Annotated in this window: 1 protein-coding gene; it reads right to left on the bottom strand. The window is 55.0% G+C overall.

The features are described 5' to 3' along the window. Window positions 1-482, bottom strand: a 482-nt coding sequence (locus tag EN852_RS35070; RefSeq protein WP_145994142.1) for a C1 family peptidase, incomplete at both ends; no start/stop codon positions are given.

The raw sequence follows: 482 nt of genomic DNA, 5'->3' as shown, positions 1-482 counted from the left end.
GCCGGCGATCATCGTCGCTTCCTACAAACCCAGATACGACAACCGTTTTGCCGTCTTGACGGAATGTTACGTTAGCGCAAGTCCTCGTATTGATGTCGGCGATGAGCTGTGACAACTCAGAGGTGTCTAGAGGTTGGACCGGTGGGTTAGGTTTGAAACCCGCCACACGCAACACCACTGCTTCCTCTGCCATTTGGGCGTAGGCGTCGTAAGACAGCCACATCAGCCCGTGCTCACCCCATTTTCGGCCCCATGAATTGATAACACGAAGCGCCTGCTTGTGATCATCGTAACCGGTAGCCACAACCGCGTGATAGCCTTCCGCGTTGTTGCTGGTCTTATCAACGTGATAAACCCCCCCACGGTAATCGTCGAAGCTAGGCCACAACTGCAGGGCGAGAATGACGGGCTCCCCTTGCGCCAGCCTGCCTCTCACATCATCGATTCTGGTCGCGTCTAACCTAAATAGACCCTGAACCTTG

This window comes from Mesorhizobium sp. M2E.F.Ca.ET.209.01.1.1 (genome assembly GCF_004010375.2).
Taxonomy (GTDB): Bacteria; Pseudomonadota; Alphaproteobacteria; order Rhizobiales; family Rhizobiaceae; genus Mesorhizobium.
This window is presented reverse-complemented; position numbering and strand designations above follow the sequence as displayed.